Below are 17,261 nucleotides of genomic sequence, written 5' to 3'. Positions count from 1 at the left end.
AACCTCATCAAACTCTTCAGGCGCATATCACTGCGGGTTGGCACGGGTGCTGGAAAGCAACGTTTTCAAGCTGGCAGCCTTTGGCTTGACCAACCAGAAACGGCGCAGGTAGTCATCGAGGTTTTCGGCGAGTTCACGACCCCACTCGCTGTCGGTTTCCTCGACGTACTCGTTCAGCACACGCTGCAAATGGCTACGGTAGGCTTCCATCGCCTCGCCGCTGATCCGCTGGATTTCCACCAGTTCGTGGTTGACCCGGTCAACGAAGGTGTTGTCCTGGTCGAGCACGTAGGCGAAACCGCCGGTCATACCAGAGCCGAAGTTGTAACCGGTCTTGCCCAATACGCAGACGAAACCACCGGTCATGTACTCGCAGCAGTGATCGCCAGTGCCTTCCACAACGGTGTGGGCACCGGAGTTACGCACGGCGAAGCGCTCACCCGCGGTGCCGGCGGCGAACAGCTTGCCGCCGGTGGCGCCGTACAGGCAGGTGTTACCGATGATGGCACTGTCCTGGGTGCGGTAGACGCTGCCCTTCGGCGGCACAATCACCAGCTTGCCGCCGGTCATGCCCTTGCCGACGTAGTCGTTGGCATCGCCTTCCAGGTACATGTTCAGGCCGCCCGCGTTCCACACGCCGAAGCTCTGCCCGGCCGTGCCTTTGAAGCGGAACGTGATCGGCGCGTTGGCCATGCCCTGGTTGCCGTGCTTACGGGCGATTTCGCCGGAGATCCGCGCACCGATGGAACGGTCGCAGTTGCAGATATCCAGGGCGAACTCGGCGCCACTCAGGTCGTTGATCGCCGAGGTGGCCATGTCAACCATTTTCTCGGCCAGCAGGCCTTTGTCGAACGGCGGGTTGCGGTCTACGCCACAGAACTGCGGTTTGTCCGCCGGCACGTGGTCGCTGCCCAGCAACGGGGTCAGGTCCAGGTGATGCTGCTTGGCGGTCTGGCCTTCGAGGACTTCCAGCAGGTCGGTACGGCCGATCAGCTCTTCGAGGGAGCGCACACCCAGCTTGGCCAGCCACTCACGGGTTTCTTCGGCGACGTAGGTGAAGAAATTCACCACCATGTCGACGGTGCCGATGTAGTGATCCTTGCGCAGCTTCTCGTTCTGGGTCGCCACGCCGGTGGCGCAGTTGTTCAGGTGGCAGATGCGCAGGTATTTGCAGCCCAGGGCAATCATCGGTGCGGTGCCGAAGCCGAAGCTTTCAGCGCCGAGGATCGCTGCCTTGATCACGTCGAGGCCGGTTTTCAGGCCGCCGTCGGTCTGCACCCGGACTTTGCCTCGCAGGTCGTTGCCACGCAGGGTCTGGTGGGTTTCGGCCAGGCCGAGCTCCCACGGAGCGCCCGCGTATTTGATCGAGGTCAGCGGCGATGCACCGGTGCCGCCGTCGTAGCCGGAGATGGTGATCAAGTCCGCGTAGGCCTTGGCCACGCCGGCGGCGATGGTGCCGACGCCTGCTTCCGCTACCAGCTTCACCGAGACCAGCGCCTGCGGGTTGACTTGTTTCAGGTCGAAAATCAGCTGCGACAAGTCTTCGATCGAGTAGATGTCGTGGTGCGGCGGTGGCGAAATCAGGGTCACGCCCGGCACTGCATAACGCAGCTTGGCGATCAGACCGTTGACCTTGCCACCTGGTAGTTGACCGCCCTCGCCTGGCTTGGCGCCCTGGGCGACCTTGATCTGCAGCACTTCGGCGTTGACCAGGTATTCCGGGGTTACACCGAAACGGCCAGTCGCCACTTGCTTGATTTTCGAGCTCTTGATGGTGCCATAGCGAGCCGGGTCTTCGCCGCCTTCGCCAGAGTTGGAACGCGCACCGAGGCGGTTCATGGCTTCGGCCAGGGCTTCGTGAGCTTCCGGCGACAGGGCGCCCAGCGAAATACCGGCGGAATCGAAGCGCTTGAGCACCGATTCCAGCGGTTCGACTTCGCTCATGTCCAATGGAGTGTCGAGGGTTTTGACTTTCAGCAGGTCGCGGATCATCGATACCGGACGGTTGTCCACCAGCGAGGTGTATTCCTTGAACTTGCTGTAGTCACCCTGCTGCACGGCGGCTTGCAGGGTGTTGACCACGTCCGGGTTGTAGGCGTGGTACTCGCCACCGTGGACGAACTTCAGCAGGCCACCTTGCTGGATCGGCTTGCGCGGGCTCCAGGCTTCGGTGGCCAGCGCTTTCTGCTCGGCTTCGATGTCGACGAAACGCGCCCCCTTGATGCGACTCGGAACGCCCTTGAAGCTCAGGTTGCAGACTTCCTCGGACAGGCCGATGGCCTCGAACAACTGCGCACCACGGTACGAAGTAATGGTCGAGATGCCCATCTTCGACAGGATCTTGAGCAGGCCCTTGGTGATGCCTTTACGGTAGTTCTTGAACACCTCATAGAGGTCGCCCAGCACTTCACCGGTACGGATCAGGTCGCCCAGCACTTCATAAGCCAGGAACGGATAAACGGCAGAGGCGCCGAACCCGATCAACACGGCGAAGTGATGCGGATCGCGCGCGGTTGCAGTTTCCACCAGGATGTTGGAGTCGCAGCGCAGGCCTTTTTCGGTCAGGCGGTGGTGCACCGCACCGGTCGCCAGAGAGGCGTGGATCGGCAGCTTGCCCGGAGCGATGTGACGGTCACTCAGAACGACCTGGGTACGACCGGAACGCACGGCTTCTTCAGCCTGATCGGCCACGTTGCGGATCGCAGCTTCCAGGCCAACGCTTTCGTCGTAGTTGAGGTCGATGATCGCGCGCTCGAAGCCCGGACGATCGAGGTTCATCAGCGAGCGCCACTTGGCCGGGGAAATGACCGGAGAGCTGAGGATCACGCGCGAAGCGTGTTCCGGCGACTCCTGGAAGATGTTGCGCTCGGCACCGAGGCAGATCTCCAGCGACATGACGATGGCTTCGCGCAGCGGGTCGATCGGCGGGTTGGTGACCTGCGCGAACTGCTGGCGGAAATAGTCGTACGGCGTGCGTACGCGCTGGGACAGCACGGCCATCGGCGTATCGTCGCCCATCGAGCCCACGGCTTCGTAGCCTTGCTCGCCGAGCGGACGCAGCACCTGGTCGCGCTCTTCGAACGTGACCTGGTACATCTTCATGTATTGCTTGAGCTGGTCGACGTCGTAGAACGCCGAACCGTGGTCGTTGTCTTCCATGGTCGCCTGGATGCGCAGGGCATTCTTGCGCAGCCATTGCTTGTACGGATGACGGGACTTGAGGCGATTGTCGATGGCATCGGTGTCGAGGATCTGACCGGTCTCGGTGTCCACGGCAAAGATCTGGCCAGGTCCCACACGGCCCTTGGCGATCACGTCTTCAGGCTGATAGTTCCAGACACCGATTTCCGAGGCCAGGGTGATGAAGCCGTTCTTGGTGGTGACCCAACGCGCCGGACGCAGACCGTTACGGTCGAGCAGGCACACCGCGTAGCGACCGTCGGTCATTACCACACCGGCCGGGCCGTCCCACGGTTCCATGTGCATCGAGTTGTATTCGTAGAACGCACGCAGATCCGGGTCCATGGTCTCGACGTTCTGCCACGCTGGCGGAATGATCATCCGCACGCCACGGAACAGGTCGATGCCACCGGTGACCATCAGCTCGAGCATGTTGTCCATGCTCGAGGAGTCGGAACCAACGCGGTTAACCAACGGGCCGAGCTCTTCCAGGTCCATCAGATCGTTGGTGAACTTGGTGCGACGGGCCACGGCCCAATTGCGGTTGCCGGTGATGGTGTTGATCTCGCCGTTGTGCGCCAGGAAGCGGAACGGTTGGGCCAGCGGCCATTTCGGCAGGGTGTTGGTGGAGAAGCGCTGGTGGAACACGCAAATCGAGGTTTGCAGGCGCTCATCGCTCAGGTCCGGATAGAAGGCGGTCAAGTCCGCCGGCATCATCAGGCCTTTGTAAATGATGGTCTTGTGGGAAAAGCTGCACACGTAGTGATCGACGTCGGCGGCGTTGGCCACGGACGAGCGACGACGGGAAGTGAACAGCTTGACGGCCATGTCCTGATCGCTCAGGCCTTCACCGCCGATGAACACTTGCTCGATTTGCGGCAGGCGCTCAAGGGCCAGGCGGCCGAGGACGCTGGTGTCGATCGGCACTTTGCGCCAGCCGACCAGTTGCAGGCCGGCGGCCAGGATCTCGCGGTTCATGTTCTCGCGAGCGGCTTCGGCTTTGACCGGGTCCTGGTTGAAGAAAACCATGCCCACAGCGTACTGCTTGGGCATTTCGACGCCGAAGGTTTCCTGGGCGATGGCTCGCAGGAACACGTCCGGTTTTTGAATCAGCAGACCGCAACCGTCACCGGTCTTGCCGTCGGCATTAATCCCACCGCGGTGGGTCATGCAGGTCAGGGCCTCAATGGCCGTTTGCAAAAGGGTATGACTGGGCTCGCCCTGCATATGGGCTATCAGGCCGAAACCGCAGTTATCCTTGAATTCATCTGGTTGGTACAGACCTGCTTTCATAGACACTTTCTCACCAGGCTGCCTCTGATCGAGGCAAATTTCTTTTCAATTCAACCACTTGCCATCCGCGCCGAACGTACGCCAGCTTTGCGGGGGCAAAAGGGAGGTCATTGTACACACCGACACTTGGCCTCACAAATTTGACGACGAAATGTCGCAAATCTATGTCGCATTTGTGAAAGGTTTAAAGCGATCTGCTGTGCTAGTCAAAACTTTTTTTAATTTTGACCGCAACGACTCAAAGACTACTGTGACGCAGACACCACAAGGCACGCAGCCCGAAGGCTGCGCGCACTTGTAGAAATTTTGAGGTGCTTGGAGAGGCGGCCTGGGTAAGGCCGCCGAATCTTCAGCGAGTTGTTGCCAGTTCCTGTTGGACGCTGGCGACAGTGCGAGGCCAAGGTTTACCAGCCTGAACCTTCGCTGGCAAGGCCTTGATGGCGGAAACGGCTGCATCACGATTGGCGAAGTTGCCGTAGGTGATCACGTAAAGCGGCTTGCCATTGAGGACTTTCTTGAAATAACGGTACTCGCCGCCCTGCTCCTTGACGAAGCTTTGTGCGGCAGTTTCGGAGCTGGTGCCGAGGATTTGCACCACATAGTTGCCCGGTGCCTGACCGGCGTACCAGGTGCCGCCAGCAGCCTTGGCCACCGGAGCCGGTTTCTCGGCAGGCTTGGCCGCCGCCGCAACGGCTGGCTTGGCTGGCGCTGGTGCAGGCTTGGCCACTGGAGCAGGCGCTGGCTTGGCGGTGGCGACCTGAGTCGGCGCAGGGGTCGGCTTGGCGGCTGGCGTCGGCGCAGGGCCGGCTGGAACGCCCACAGGCGGCGCAGTGGTAGTCACCGTCGGCGGTGTGGCACTGGAACCTTCGACCGGCACACCATCGTCACCCTCGGTGATGCCGCCCGCGGCTTCAGCCAGTGGGCCACGCATGACCGGTTGCGAGTTGCCGACCAACGGCAACGGCATCGGTTGCGTATTGCCGGCGAATTCGACGGCCGGAGCACCGCCATTCGCTGCTGGCTGCCCCTGACCGAGCGGCAGTTGTGCCTGCTCGTTGGCCGGCGCACCCGTGGTCGGTGCCTTGTTGCGACCCGGCATCAACCAGGCGGCAGCTACCGCGACCACGACAACAGCGGAAATCGCCAATACGTGTTTCTTCGGCATATTGAACCCCATTTTTGGACGCTTGACCGCTGTGCGGCTGGCGATCATGGCTTCGATCATTGCATCGCGGGCCGCCTGGTTGATGCTGCCAGGCCAGCCTTCGGAGCTTTCGTGAATATCAGAGATCTGATCTGCGGTGAAAAGTTCGATACCGCGACCGGCGCCTTCAAGCCGCTGCTCCAGATATTCGCGGGTTTCTTCCTCGGTGTAGGGTTGCAGTTCGATGACATGGAAACGCTCTTCCTCGAGATGCAAAGCATCAAGCTGAGCAATCATCGAGGATTCACCGAACAGGAACACATGCGGACGACCTTCAGGCGCGCCGGCAGCCAGGATCATCAGAGCCTCGAGGGCGGACTCGTCGAGCTGCTCGGCGTTATCGACCAGCAGATAGACTTCCTGCCCGGTCAGTGCAAGCTGCACCACTTGAGCCAGAATAGCGTCGACATCAGCCTGGCTGACGTTCAGCGCCTGGGCTACCTGGCGCAACACCCCGGCCGCATCGCCGGCGCCGCGGGCAGAAACCACCACACTCTGTACCGATTGCTTGTTGGTGCTGGCGACCAGTGCCTGACGCAACAGGGTCTTGCCACTGCCCTCGGGGCCGGTAACCACCAGCAGCAACTGGCTGTAACGGGCCAGGTGATGCAGTTGTCCCAGCACGGGTTTGCGCTGGGCCGGGAAAAATTTGAAGCCAGGCACCCGTGGAGCAAAAGGGTCATGACTCAACTGGTAATGGCCGAGGAAAGCCTCGTCGGCATGCAAACTAGTCATCGCGTTCTTATTAACCTTTAAGCTGGGCCAGGGCGCGGTAGTCTGCCCCCAGCGTGGCCTGTAGAACCTCTTTCGGATAATCGTCGGTCACCACCGCTTCACCCATGTGGCGCAGCAGCACCAGGCGCAAACGACCGTCGATCACTTTTTTATCAATGGACATGTGTTCGAGGAAATCGGTTTCTGTCATCTCTTCCGGCGGAATGACCGGCAGCCCCGCACGCTGGAACAGACGAATGCCGCGATCGCGCTCCTGTTCACTGATCCAGCCCAGTCGCGTGGACATTTCCAGCGCCATTACGGTGCCGGCAGCCACAGCCTCACCATGAAGCCACACACCATAGCCCATGTGGGTTTCGATGGCGTGGCCAAAAGTGTGGCCCAGGTTCAGCGTGGCACGAACACCCGTCTCTTTCTCATCGGCACCGACCACCGCCGCCTTGGCCGCGCAGGAGCGCTCGATGGCATAGGTCAGGGCTTGCTGATCCAGGTTGCGCAGACGGTCGACATTGTCTTCGAGCCAGGTCAGGAACGGCTCATCACAGATCAGCCCGTACTTGATGACTTCGGCCAATCCGGCGGACAGCTCGCGCGCCGGCAGGGTATTGAGGCTGGCGGTATCGATCAGCACCACGTTCGGCTGATAGAAGGCGCCGACCATGTTCTTGCCCAGCGGATGGTTGATCCCGGTCTTGCCGCCCACCGAAGAGTCGACTTGCGACAGCAGCGTGGTCGGAACCTGGATGAAATCGACCCCGCGCTGGTAGCAGGCGGCGGCAAAGCCGGCCATGTCACCGATCACACCACCACCGAGGGCGATCACCGTAGTGCGGCGATCATGCCGGGCGGTCAGCAGGCCGTCGAAAATCAGTTGAAGGGTTTCCCAGGTCTTGAAGGCTTCGCCGTCGGGCAGCACCACGGAAATCACCGAGAACTGCGCCAGGCTGCGGGTCAAACGCTCGAGATAGAGCGGTGCAACAGTCTCGTTGGAGATGATCGCTACTTGCCGTCCACGAATGTGCGGGGCCAGCAGCTCAGGCTGATCCAACAAACCTTCGCCAATATGAATCGGGTAGCTGCGCTCGCCTAGATCGACCTTGAGTGTCTGCATGTGTCCCCACAGTGAAGATGTATCAGGCGTCCCGCCCTGAGTTAACGAATATCTACGGCCTCTGCTGGTGTGACGCCGTTCGGTAGCCATCCGCCACAACCTTGAGCGGTCATGGCGGGACGCCGAGGATAGCGCATTTCGCGCGGCGCTTTAACGGGGTGGCAACTGCTGCAGGCGCTCTAGAATGTCGAGTACGACCATTCGTGGCGGCCGCTCATCGGTTTCGACCACCAGGTCGGCAATTTCCCGATAAAGCGGATCGCGGATCGCCAGCAGATCCCGAAGGGTCTTGGCCGGATCGGCAGTACGCAACAATGGCCGATTGCGGTCGCGGGCCGTGCGGCCGACCTGCTGCTCGACCGAGGCATGCAGATAAACCACCCGCCCACCGGCATGCAGTGCCCGACGATTGGCTTCACGCATGACCGCGCCCCCACCTGTCGCCAGCACCACACCGTCGTAATCGCACAGCTCGGCAATCATTGCCTGCTCGCGATCACGAAAGCCCGGTTCGCCTTCCTTATCGAAGATCCAAGGGATATTGGCGCCCGTGCGCAATTCAATTTCCTTATCGGAATCTTTGAATGGCAGGCGCAGCTCTTTGGCCAGCAACCGGCCGATGGTGCTTTTTCCAGCACCCATCGGTCCAACAAGAATCAAATTTCGCACAGAATCAATGACTCACAGCAATCGCCTGGTTATTCATGATACGCGGAGTGAGGAATACCAACAGCTCGGATTTTTTCTCCGAAATCACATCACGCCGGAAAAGGCGGCCAAGATACGGCACATCGCCAAGAAATGGCACCTTATCTACGACCTTGCTCTGAGTATTTGAGAAAACGCCGCCAATGACGATGGTCTCGCCATCGTTGACCAGGACCTTGGCGTTGACTTCGTTTTTCTTGATGGGCGGCACATCCTGGACCTTGTTCAGGTAGTCCGGCTCATCCTTGGTCACCTTGACTTCCATGATGATCCGGTTGTCGGGCGTGATCTGCGGCGTCACTTCCAGCGACAGCGAAGCCTCCTTGAACGACACCGAAGTCGCGCCACTGGAACTGGCTTCCTGATAGGGAATCTCGGTGCCCTTGAGGATTTTGGCAGTCTCCTTGTCGGACGTGACCACCTTGGGTTGCGAGACGATTTCCCCGTTGCCGGTTTTTTCCATCGCCGTCAGCTCCAGGTCCAGCAAGACGTTATCGGTGATGAACGCGATGCCGATTCCCGAGGTGTTATTGGCCGCACCCAAGTCGACGAACGGTGAGTTGGTGCTGGTACTGCCGGGCGTGCCAATGGTTGACGACCCATTGACCCCGTTGCTGACGCCGGAGGTGTTCCAGTTGCCCCTGCTCTGAATCGAACCACCCCAGCGCACCCCGAGGCTTTTGTCATAGTCGACGTTGGCTTCGACGATCCGCGCCTCGATCATCACCTGACGCACAGGAATATCCAGCTGCGTGACGATCCTGCGCAGCTCGTCAAGCCGGTCCTGGGTCTGGTAGGCGATGATGTTGTTGGTGCGCTCATCGACGGTGATCGACCCCCGTTCGTCGGGTTTCGCTTCGGCGCTGGTCACCGACTGGAAGAGCTTGGCGATGTCTGCCGCCTTGGCGTAATTCACCTGCAACAGTTCCCGACGCAAGGGCGCCAAATCGGCAATCTGCTTCTGTGATTCCAGCTCCTGACGCTCACGGGCAGCAATTTCATCGGCCGGCGCAACAAGCAGGACATTGCCGACCTTGCGCTTATCCAGCCCCTTGGTTTTCAGCACCAGATCCAGCGCCTGATCCCAAGGCACGTTCTGCAAGCGCAACGTGATGCCACCCTGCACGGTGTCGCTGGCCACCAGATTGAGGTTGGTGAAATCGGCGATCAGTTGCAGCACCGAACGCACATCGATGTCCTGGAAGTTCAGCGAAAGCTTCTCGCCGCTGTAGGCGTGCTGCCCGGCATTACGCTTTTGCAGGTTGTCGACCGCCGCCGGACGAACGCTGACCGTAAGCTTGCTGTCGGTCTGATAGGTCGAGTAATCGAACCTGCCACCCGGCTCAATGCTGATGATGGCTCGATCGCCGCTCGCGCTGGCATTGACGAACTGCACTGGCGTGGCGAAATCCTTCACATCCAGACGCACACGCAACGGCTCGGGCAATCGGGTTTTGGCAAACCCGACGATGATCTTGCCCTCGCGCTCCTGTATGTCGGGCGCAATCGATGGATCCGACAAGTCGATCACCACATTGCCTTCGCCCTGTGTGCCTCGCTGAAAATCCACACCCCGAATAGCCTTGCCTGCCGTTACAGCGGCTCGTGCCGGAACCGGCATTGCCGTGGCCGCCGGCCTGGATGTCGACGACTTGACACCCTGCCCGACAACCACCAGCAGATTGTTGCCTTCAATTCGCGAGTCGTATGGGGCCGGCTGGGCCAGGTTGATGATCAATCGCGTACGATCTCCGGCTTCCACCACCGTTGCACTGCGGGCATTTCCACTGCCGAGATCGCGAGTCTTGCTCGCCAGATGACTGGCGACACCCGGCAAATCCAGCGCAATCCGGGCCGGCGACTCCGTCGTATAACCGTGGGGTACTGGGGGCGGCTCATCGAAAGACAACTTCAACTCGACGCGGTCTCCCGGCAGCGCAGCGACATCCAGCGCCTTGAGGTTGGCCGCTTGTACCATCGGCGACAACAACGCTATCCATAGCGAAAGGCCGAAGGTTGCGAAAATCCTGTTCATTATTCGAGTTCCACTATGAGTGCTCTTTCAAAGGGATGGTCCGGGGACGCTCCAGCCACGCGCCCCGACCATCAGGGACAATTTCAACCACATCGACTTGCGAGCCGCTGATTGCAACGATCCGTCCGTCGTTACGCCCCAGGTAATCGCCGACTTTCAGCCGGTGCACCCCACCCGCCCCGCGCAGCAGGGCATAGGAGCCCGTTGCATTGGAAAGGGTGCCGACCATTTCAAACTGCTCGATGTTGAAACCTTCGAGGTATTGCCTGACCCGATTCGGGTCGGGTTTGACGTTACGTGAACCCCGCCGCTGAGCCGCCGGATCAGCGCTGCCCTGCGGCGAAAACGGGCTGCGCAGATTTGCCGCGTTGTAGGTGAATGTCGGGTAAGACCGGAATACCGGCGTTGGTTCAATCTGGCCCGGCCCACGCGGGCGCATTTCGTTCATGTACGCATCCAGATCGCTGTAGTCATCGCCGCTGTCACAACCGGACAGGGCAGACAGCAACACCGCCACCGAAAAACATCGCGTCAGCCTCATTGATGCTGCCCCTTGTCGTTGTAGCGGTAGGTCCTGGCGAGGATGCTCAAGCGCAGTTTCGGACCACCCTGGGGGCTGACGGGGGCAAGGTCGAAATCGTGCAGAGTGACGATTCGCGGCAACCCGGCCACACCACTGACAAAGGTGGCCAGAGCGTGGTAATCCCCGGTGACGGTGAGCTGGATCGGCAGTTCGATGTAGAACGGCTGGGCGACCTCCGGCAGCAGCTTGATCTCCTCGAACTCCAGGCCACTGCCCAGACCGGTACGAGTGATGTCTTCCAGCAAGCCGGGCACTTCGGTGTCGCTGGGCAACTGCCGCAACAGCACGCCGAAGGCGTTCTCCATCTCCTTCAACTGCTGGGTGTAGAGGTCCAGATTCGCTGCCATGCGGGCCTTGCCAGCGAACTGCTCCTTGAGTGTCGACTCTTCCTCGCGCCTGAGATCGAGCTGGCTCTCAAGGTCGCGAGTGGAAAAGTTGTAGCCCAGGGCCAGCACCAGCAATATGAGCAAACCGGCCACCAGAAACTTGATCGCCGGCGGCCAGGCCCCCATGTTGCCGGTATCCAGATCATTGATGTCGATCCTGCGCAGCCCTTCAAACCATTCGGATGGCCTCATTTGCCCTCCTCCGGTGCTGCGGGTCGAGTCTGGTGAACGGTCAACTGGAAGACGTTGGCCGGTTCCACCTGACCGGCAGCAGTGGCCTTGACTTCTGTCAGGCTCGGCGCATCGAACCAGTCTGATGCCTCGAGGTTGCGCATCAAGTCTGAAACACGGCTGTTCGATTGCGCAGCACCGGTGATGGACAGGGTCTTTCCGGTCATTTTCACTTCGGTGAAATACACGCCGTCGGGCAGGAATCGTGCTAACTGATCAAACATTCGCCCGCTGATCTGGCGATTGCCTTGCAGGTCCCGGATGATGCGCATGCGCTCGATCAGTTGCTGACGGCGCGCCTTGAGATCATTGATCTGTGTGATCCGCTCATCGACCACGGCGATTTGCTTGCCGATGTAATCGTTACGGGCGATTTGCCGGTCGATGGCGCCACTGATGGCCTGGTTGGCGACCAGTACCGCGCCTGTCGTGCCTGCCATCACGGCCACCAGGACCAGCAGGAAGCGCTTGCGGCGCGTTTCACGCCGCTCCTCGCGCCAAGGCAGAAGGTTGATCCGAGCCATCAGTCAAAGCTCCTGAGGGCAAGACCACAGGCGATCATCAACGCCGGGGCATCACTCGCCAGGGCAGCACCGTTGACCTTGCTGCCCAGAATCATTTCGGAAAAAGGATTCGCGACCTGGGTCGGCGTGCCCAATTGCTGCTCGACCAAACGGTCCAGCCCCGGGACCGACGCGGTACCACCGGCCAGCAGGATATGGTCGACGGCGCTGTGTTGGCCGAAAGCAAAGAAGAACTGCAATGAGCGCGACACCTGCTGCACCAGCGCCTCTCGAAATGGTTGCAAGACCTCACTGGCATAGTCATCCGGCAAGCCGCCCTTCCTTTGCGCCAGCCCCGCCTGCTCCAGCGTCAGGCCATAACGACGCTGGATTTCCTCGGTCAACTGCCGACCGCCGAACAGTTGTTCACGGGTGTAGATAATCCGCCCGTCGCGCAGCACGCTCAGGGTGGTCATGGTGGCGCCGATATCCACCACAGCGACCGTCAAACGTTCCCTGGAGACCGCGAGCCGACCGGCCAGCAAGCCGAATGAGCGCTCCAGCGCGTAGGCCTCGACATCAACCACGCGGGCGGTCAGTCCCGCCAGCGTCAGGGCGGCCTCGCGGACTTCGACGTTTTCCTTGCGGCAAGCGGCGAGCAGCACGTTGACGCGCTCCGGATTGCGTACGGAGGTGCCCTGGACTTCAAAGTCGATCGCAACTTCATCCAGGGGGTAAGGAATGTACTGATCGGCCTCGATCTTCAGCTGGCTTTCCATCTCGTCTTCAGAAAGCCCGGCATCCATCTCGATGGTCTTGGTGATCACCGCCGAGCCGGCCACGGCCACGGCCACGTTCTTGAGGCCGGTTCTGGCCCTGGCCAACGCGCGAGTGAGGGCCAGCCCCACGCCTTCGAGCTCGGCGATGTTCTTTTCGATCACCGCACCGACCGGCAACGGCTCGACCGCATAGGCTTCGACCCGGTAGCGCTCGCCCTGACGGCTCAACTCCAGAAGCTTCACCGAGGTGGAACTGATATCGATTCCCAGCAACGTACTGGATTTTTTGCTGAAGAGTCCTGGCACTACCAATTCCCTATGACTTTCCGTGAGTTACGGACTCTGCAACGTCCATTGCGTTCAATCCGCCCGTCTTGACAGCAGCGTGAACCACGCTCCCGATCAGAAAAATGCTTATAATGCCCAGCGTTTTTTTTCCGCATTTGCTCAAGCGCGGGTCGTTCTCATTTAGCCTGAACCCTGTTGCCCAATTCATTTTTGCCCTGGATATCCAAAAGCCTTGATTCGTCTGCTGAAGTTTTTCGGTTGGTCCATCGTCGCGGTTTTCTGCGGACTCCTTCTGGGTCTGAGCGGGGCGTACCTCTACCTTAGTCCCGGGCTGCCGTCCGTGGAGGCGCTGAGAAGCATCCAGTTGCAGATTCCTTTGCGGGTCTACAGCAGCGATAACAAGTTGATCGCAGAATTCGGTGAAATGCGCCGTACACCGATCCGTTTCGCCGACATTCCCCCCAACTTCATCAATGCGTTACTAAGTGCTGAAGACGACAATTTCGCCAACCACTACGGCGTCGATCCGAGCAGCCTGATGCGTGCCGCGACCCAGTTGATCAAAAGCGGACACATCCAGTCCGGCGGCAGCACGATCACCATGCAGGTCGCGAAGAACTTCTTCCTGAGCAGCGAACGCAGCTTTTCGCGCAAGACCACCGAGATCCTGCTGGCCCTGCAAATTGAACGACAGTTGACCAAGGACGAGATCCTCGAGCTATACGTCAACAAGATCTATCTGGGTAACCGTGCGTACGGCATCGAGGCGGCAGCGCAGGTTTATTACGGCAAATCGATCCGCGATGTCAGCCTGGCGCAGATGGCGATGATTGCCGGCCTGCCCAAGGCGCCGTCGCGCTTCAACCCGCTGGCCAACCCGGCGCGCAGCAAGGAGCGTCGCGACTGGATCCTGTGGCGTATGTACAAGCTCGGAAAAATCAGCGAGGCCGATTACACCGCAGCGGTCAACGAGCCGCTGAACGCCAGCTATCACGTGCCGACCCCGGAAGTGAACGCCCCGTACATCGCCGAAATGGCCCGTGCCGAAATGGTCGGACGCTATGGCAGCGACGCGTATACCGAAGGCTTCCGCGTCACCACCACGGTGCCGAGCGATCTCCAGGAACTGGCCAACACCGCCGTCCACGAAGGCCTGATGACCTACGATCAGCGCCACGGCTATCGCGGACCCGAGTCGCGGCTGCCGGGCAAGACTCGCGAAGCCTGGGCAACCGAGCTGACCAAACAACGCACCATCAGCAGCCTGGAACCGGCCATCGTGATGCAGGTCGACAAGAACGGCCTGCAAGTGCTGACCCGCACCGGTCAGGAACACGTGAACTGGGACACCATGAAATGGGCCCGGCCGTTCCTGAATACCAACAGCATGGGCGCCAACCCGAAGCAACCGTCGGACGTGGCCCAGGTCGGCGATCTGATTCGCGTGCAGCGTCAGCCGGACAATTCGCTGAAGTTCAGCCAGATCCCGCAGGCCCAGGGCGCGCTGGTGTCCCTGGACCCACAAAACGGCGCCATTCGTTCGCTGGTCGGCGGTTTCGCCTTCGAGCAGAGCAACTACAACCGCGCATTGCAGGCCAAGCGCCAGCCGGGTTCGAGCTTCAAACCGTTCGTCTACAGCGCCGCACTGGACAGCGGCTACACCGCCTCCAGCCTGGTGAACGACGCACCGATCGTGTTCGTCGACGAGTACCTGGACAAGGTCTGGCGTCCGAAGAACGACACCAACACCTTCCTCGGCCCGATTCGCCTGCGTGAAGCGCTGTACAAGTCGCGCAACCTGGTGTCGATTCGCTTGCTGCAGGCGATGGGCGTCGGCAAGACCATCGACTACATCACTCGCTTCGGCTTCAACAAACAGGACCTGCCACCCAACCTGTCCCTGGCGCTGGGCACCGCAACCCTGACGCCCATGGAAATCGCCACTGGCTGGAGCGCCTTCGCCAACGGCGGCTACAAGATCACCCCGTACATCATCGACAAGATCGAAAGCCGCAACGGCGACACACTGTTCGTCGCCAACCCGCCGAGCGTGCCTCAGGGCGGCGCTGCCAGCGATGGCATTGCCGCACCTGCCCCTCAAGCCTTCACGGTCAACGTAACGCCGGGCGAAGTCCCGGGCGGGACGCCGACGCCACAGGCACCCGCCGTGGCTGAACGCATCATTGACGGGCGCACCACCTACATCCTCAACAGCATGCTCGAGGACGTAATCAAGCTCGGCACCGGTCGCCGCGCACTGGCCCTGGGCCGCCCCGACATCGCCGGCAAGACCGGTACGACCAACGAATCCAAGGACGCCTGGTTCTCCGGCTACAACGCCGATTACGTGACGACCGTGTGGACCGGTTTCGATCAACCGGAAAGCCTGGGTCGCAAGGAGTTCGGTGGCACCGTCGCGCTGCCGATCTGGATGAACTACATGGGCCCCGCGCTCAAAGGCAAACCGCCGCATACGCAACCTGAGCCGGAAGGCATCCTCAGCCTGCGAGTCGACCCGGTCAGCGGCCGCGCTGCTAGCCCGGGCACGCCGGGCGCCTACTTCGAGCTGTTCAAGGCCGAAGATACGCCACCGTCGGTCAACGAAATTGGCAGTGGCACGGCACCGGGCAGTCCGTTGCCAGCGGACGAACAGGCGCCGATCGATTTGTTCTGATCGCGGCAATACTGAAAAGCCCCGCCTTCGGAAGAAGTGCGGGGCTTTTTTCTGCCTGACAGTTTTGCATTGAATGAACCGGCCTCATCGCGAGCAAGCTCGCTCCCACAGTGAGCGATGGCGCCCATAGAATTTATACACGCAACCGATCCCTGTGGGAGCGAGCTTGCTCGCGAAGGCGTCAGCGCAGGTAACACAAAACCTTCAGGCATAAAAAAACCCCAACTCTCACGAGCCGGGGCTTTCTGTTGAAGCGCTACAACGGCTTAGCCGTTGAACACGTCATCCACGCTTTTCAGCGGGTAGTTCTTCGGATACGGCAGGGTCGCCACACCGGTCTCGATGGCGGCTTTGGCCACGGCATCGGAGATCAGGGTGATCAGACGAGCATCCATTGGTTTCGGAATGATGTACTCACGACCGAATTCCAGCTTGATGCCGCCATAGGCGTCGCACACTTCCTGAGGTACTGGCAGCTTGGCCAGTTCACGCAGGGCGTTGGCCGCAGCCACTTTCATTTCTTCGTTGATGCGCTTGGCGCGAACGTCGAGGGCACCACGGAAGATGAACGGGAAGCCCAGTACGTTGTTGACCTGGTTCGGGTAGTCGGAACGACCGGTGGCCATGATCACGTCGCTACGGGTAGCGTGTGCCAACTCTGGGGAGATTTCCGGATCAGGGTTGGAGCACGCGAACACGATCGGGTTGGCCGCCATGGACAGCAGGCCTTCAGGGCTCAGCAGGTTCGGGCCGGACAGGCCTACGAACACGTCAGCGCCTTGCAGGGCGTCAGCCAGGGTGCGCTTGTCGGTCGCGTGAGCGAACACCGCCTTGTACTGGTTCAGGTCGTCACGGCCGGAGTGGATCACACCGGTACGGTCGACCATGTAGATGTTTTCGATGTTGGCGCCCATGCTCACCAGCAACTTCATGCAGGAGATGGCGGCAGCGCCGGCACCCAGGCAGACGATCTTGGCTTGCGGCAGGGTTTTGCCAGCGATTTCCAGGGCGTTGATCATGCCGGCGGCGGTCACGATAGCGGTGCCGTGCTGGTCATCGTGGAATACCGGAATATCGCACTGCTCGATCAGAGCGCGTTCGATTTCAAAGCACTCTGGTGCCTTGATGTCTTCCAGGTTGATGCCACCGAAGGTGATGGAGATGCGCTTGACGGTGTCGATGAAGGCCTGCGGGCTTTCGGAGTCGACTTCGATGTCGAAAACATCGATGCCGGCGAAGCGCTTGAACAGTACGCCTTTACCTTCCATCACTGGCTTGGAAGCCAATGGGCCGAGGTTACCCAGGCCGAGAATCGCGGTGCCATCGGAAATGACTGCAACCAGGTTGCCTTTGCCGGTGTACTTGTAGGCCAGTTCAGGATCGCGGGCGATCTCGCGTACTGGTTCGGCTACGCCCGGGCTGTAGGCCAGCGACAAGTCGCGAGCGGTAGCAGTGGCCTTGGTGAGCTCGACACTCAGCTTCCCTGGACGAGGATTGGCGTGATATTCGAGAGCGGCAGTTTTCAGATCAGACATTTTGGCATTCCGCTTT

At 60.4% G+C, this 17,261-nt stretch carries 11 protein-coding genes; 1 reads left to right on the top strand and 10 read right to left on the bottom strand.

Annotation, left to right across the window (positions count from 1 at the left end; genetic code table 11):
• Positions 1-27: 27 nt before the first annotated feature.
• From gltB to RS887_RS11710, 9 genes are all read right to left on the bottom strand, one after another.
• A complete protein-coding gene (gene gltB / locus RS887_RS11750) occupies positions 28-4,473 on the bottom strand; it encodes a glutamate synthase large subunit (protein ID WP_322615512.1) in 4,446 nt (1,481 codons plus the stop codon).
• Positions 4,474-4,822: 349 nt separating this feature from the next.
• Positions 4,823-6,412 (bottom strand): AAA family ATPase, encoded by a 1,590-nt coding sequence (locus tag RS887_RS11745; RefSeq protein WP_322615511.1) that lies wholly within the window; start codon positions 6,410-6,412, stop codon positions 4,823-4,825.
• Between the two features lie 10 nt (positions 6,413-6,422).
• The gene (gene aroB / locus RS887_RS11740) at positions 6,423-7,523 is read right to left on the bottom strand and encodes a 3-dehydroquinate synthase (protein ID WP_322615510.1); all 1,101 of its coding nucleotides are present in this window, start codon (positions 7,521-7,523) and stop codon (positions 6,423-6,425) included.
• 150 nt (positions 7,524-7,673) lie between these two features.
• Positions 7,674-8,192, bottom strand: a complete 519-nt coding sequence (gene aroK / locus RS887_RS11735; RefSeq protein ID WP_015093141.1) for a shikimate kinase AroK — start codon at positions 8,190-8,192, stop codon at positions 7,674-7,676.
• A gap of 4 nt (positions 8,193-8,196) precedes the next feature.
• The gene (gene pilQ / locus RS887_RS11730; protein WP_322615509.1) at positions 8,197-10,266 is read right to left on the bottom strand and encodes a type IV pilus secretin PilQ; all 2,070 of its coding nucleotides are present in this window, start codon (positions 10,264-10,266) and stop codon (positions 8,197-8,199) included.
• 13 nt (positions 10,267-10,279) lie between these two features.
• Positions 10,280-10,807 (bottom strand): pilus assembly protein PilP, encoded by a 528-nt coding sequence (locus tag RS887_RS11725; protein WP_322615508.1) that lies wholly within the window; start codon positions 10,805-10,807, stop codon positions 10,280-10,282.
• Positions 10,804-11,427 carry a type 4a pilus biogenesis protein PilO gene (gene pilO, locus RS887_RS11720; RefSeq protein ID WP_322615507.1) on the bottom strand — a complete coding sequence of 208 codons (624 nt, stop codon included), beginning with the start codon at positions 11,425-11,427 and terminating at the stop codon, positions 10,804-10,806. Before pilO ends, RS887_RS11725 begins: the two co-directional genes overlap by 4 nt.
• Entirely contained in the window at positions 11,424-11,990 is a 567-nt protein-coding gene (locus RS887_RS11715) for a PilN domain-containing protein (protein ID WP_322615506.1), read from the bottom strand. Before RS887_RS11715 ends, pilO begins: the two co-directional genes overlap by 4 nt.
• A complete protein-coding gene (locus RS887_RS11710) occupies positions 11,990-13,054 on the bottom strand; it encodes a pilus assembly protein PilM (RefSeq protein ID WP_322615505.1) in 1,065 nt (354 codons plus the stop codon). Before RS887_RS11710 ends, RS887_RS11715 begins: the two co-directional genes overlap by 1 nt.
• A gap of 217 nt (positions 13,055-13,271) precedes the next feature.
• On the opposite strand from RS887_RS11710, the gene RS887_RS11705 reads away from it, so the two are divergent.
• On the top strand, positions 13,272-15,710 hold the full coding sequence (locus RS887_RS11705) for a penicillin-binding protein 1A (protein WP_416339967.1): 2,439 nt from the start codon (positions 13,272-13,274) through the stop codon (positions 15,708-15,710).
• A gap of 266 nt (positions 15,711-15,976) precedes the next feature.
• Here RS887_RS11705 and RS887_RS11700 read toward each other — a convergent pair whose 3' ends face one another.
• A complete protein-coding gene (locus RS887_RS11700; protein ID WP_008017023.1) occupies positions 15,977-17,245 on the bottom strand; it encodes a malic enzyme-like NAD(P)-binding protein in 1,269 nt (422 codons plus the stop codon).
• Positions 17,246-17,261 lie beyond the last annotated feature (16 nt).

It is taken from the genome of Pseudomonas sp. BIC9C, assembly GCF_034541995.1.
GTDB lineage: Bacteria > Pseudomonadota > Gammaproteobacteria > Pseudomonadales > Pseudomonadaceae > Aquipseudomonas > Aquipseudomonas fluorescens_CC.
This window is presented reverse-complemented; position numbering and strand designations above follow the sequence as displayed.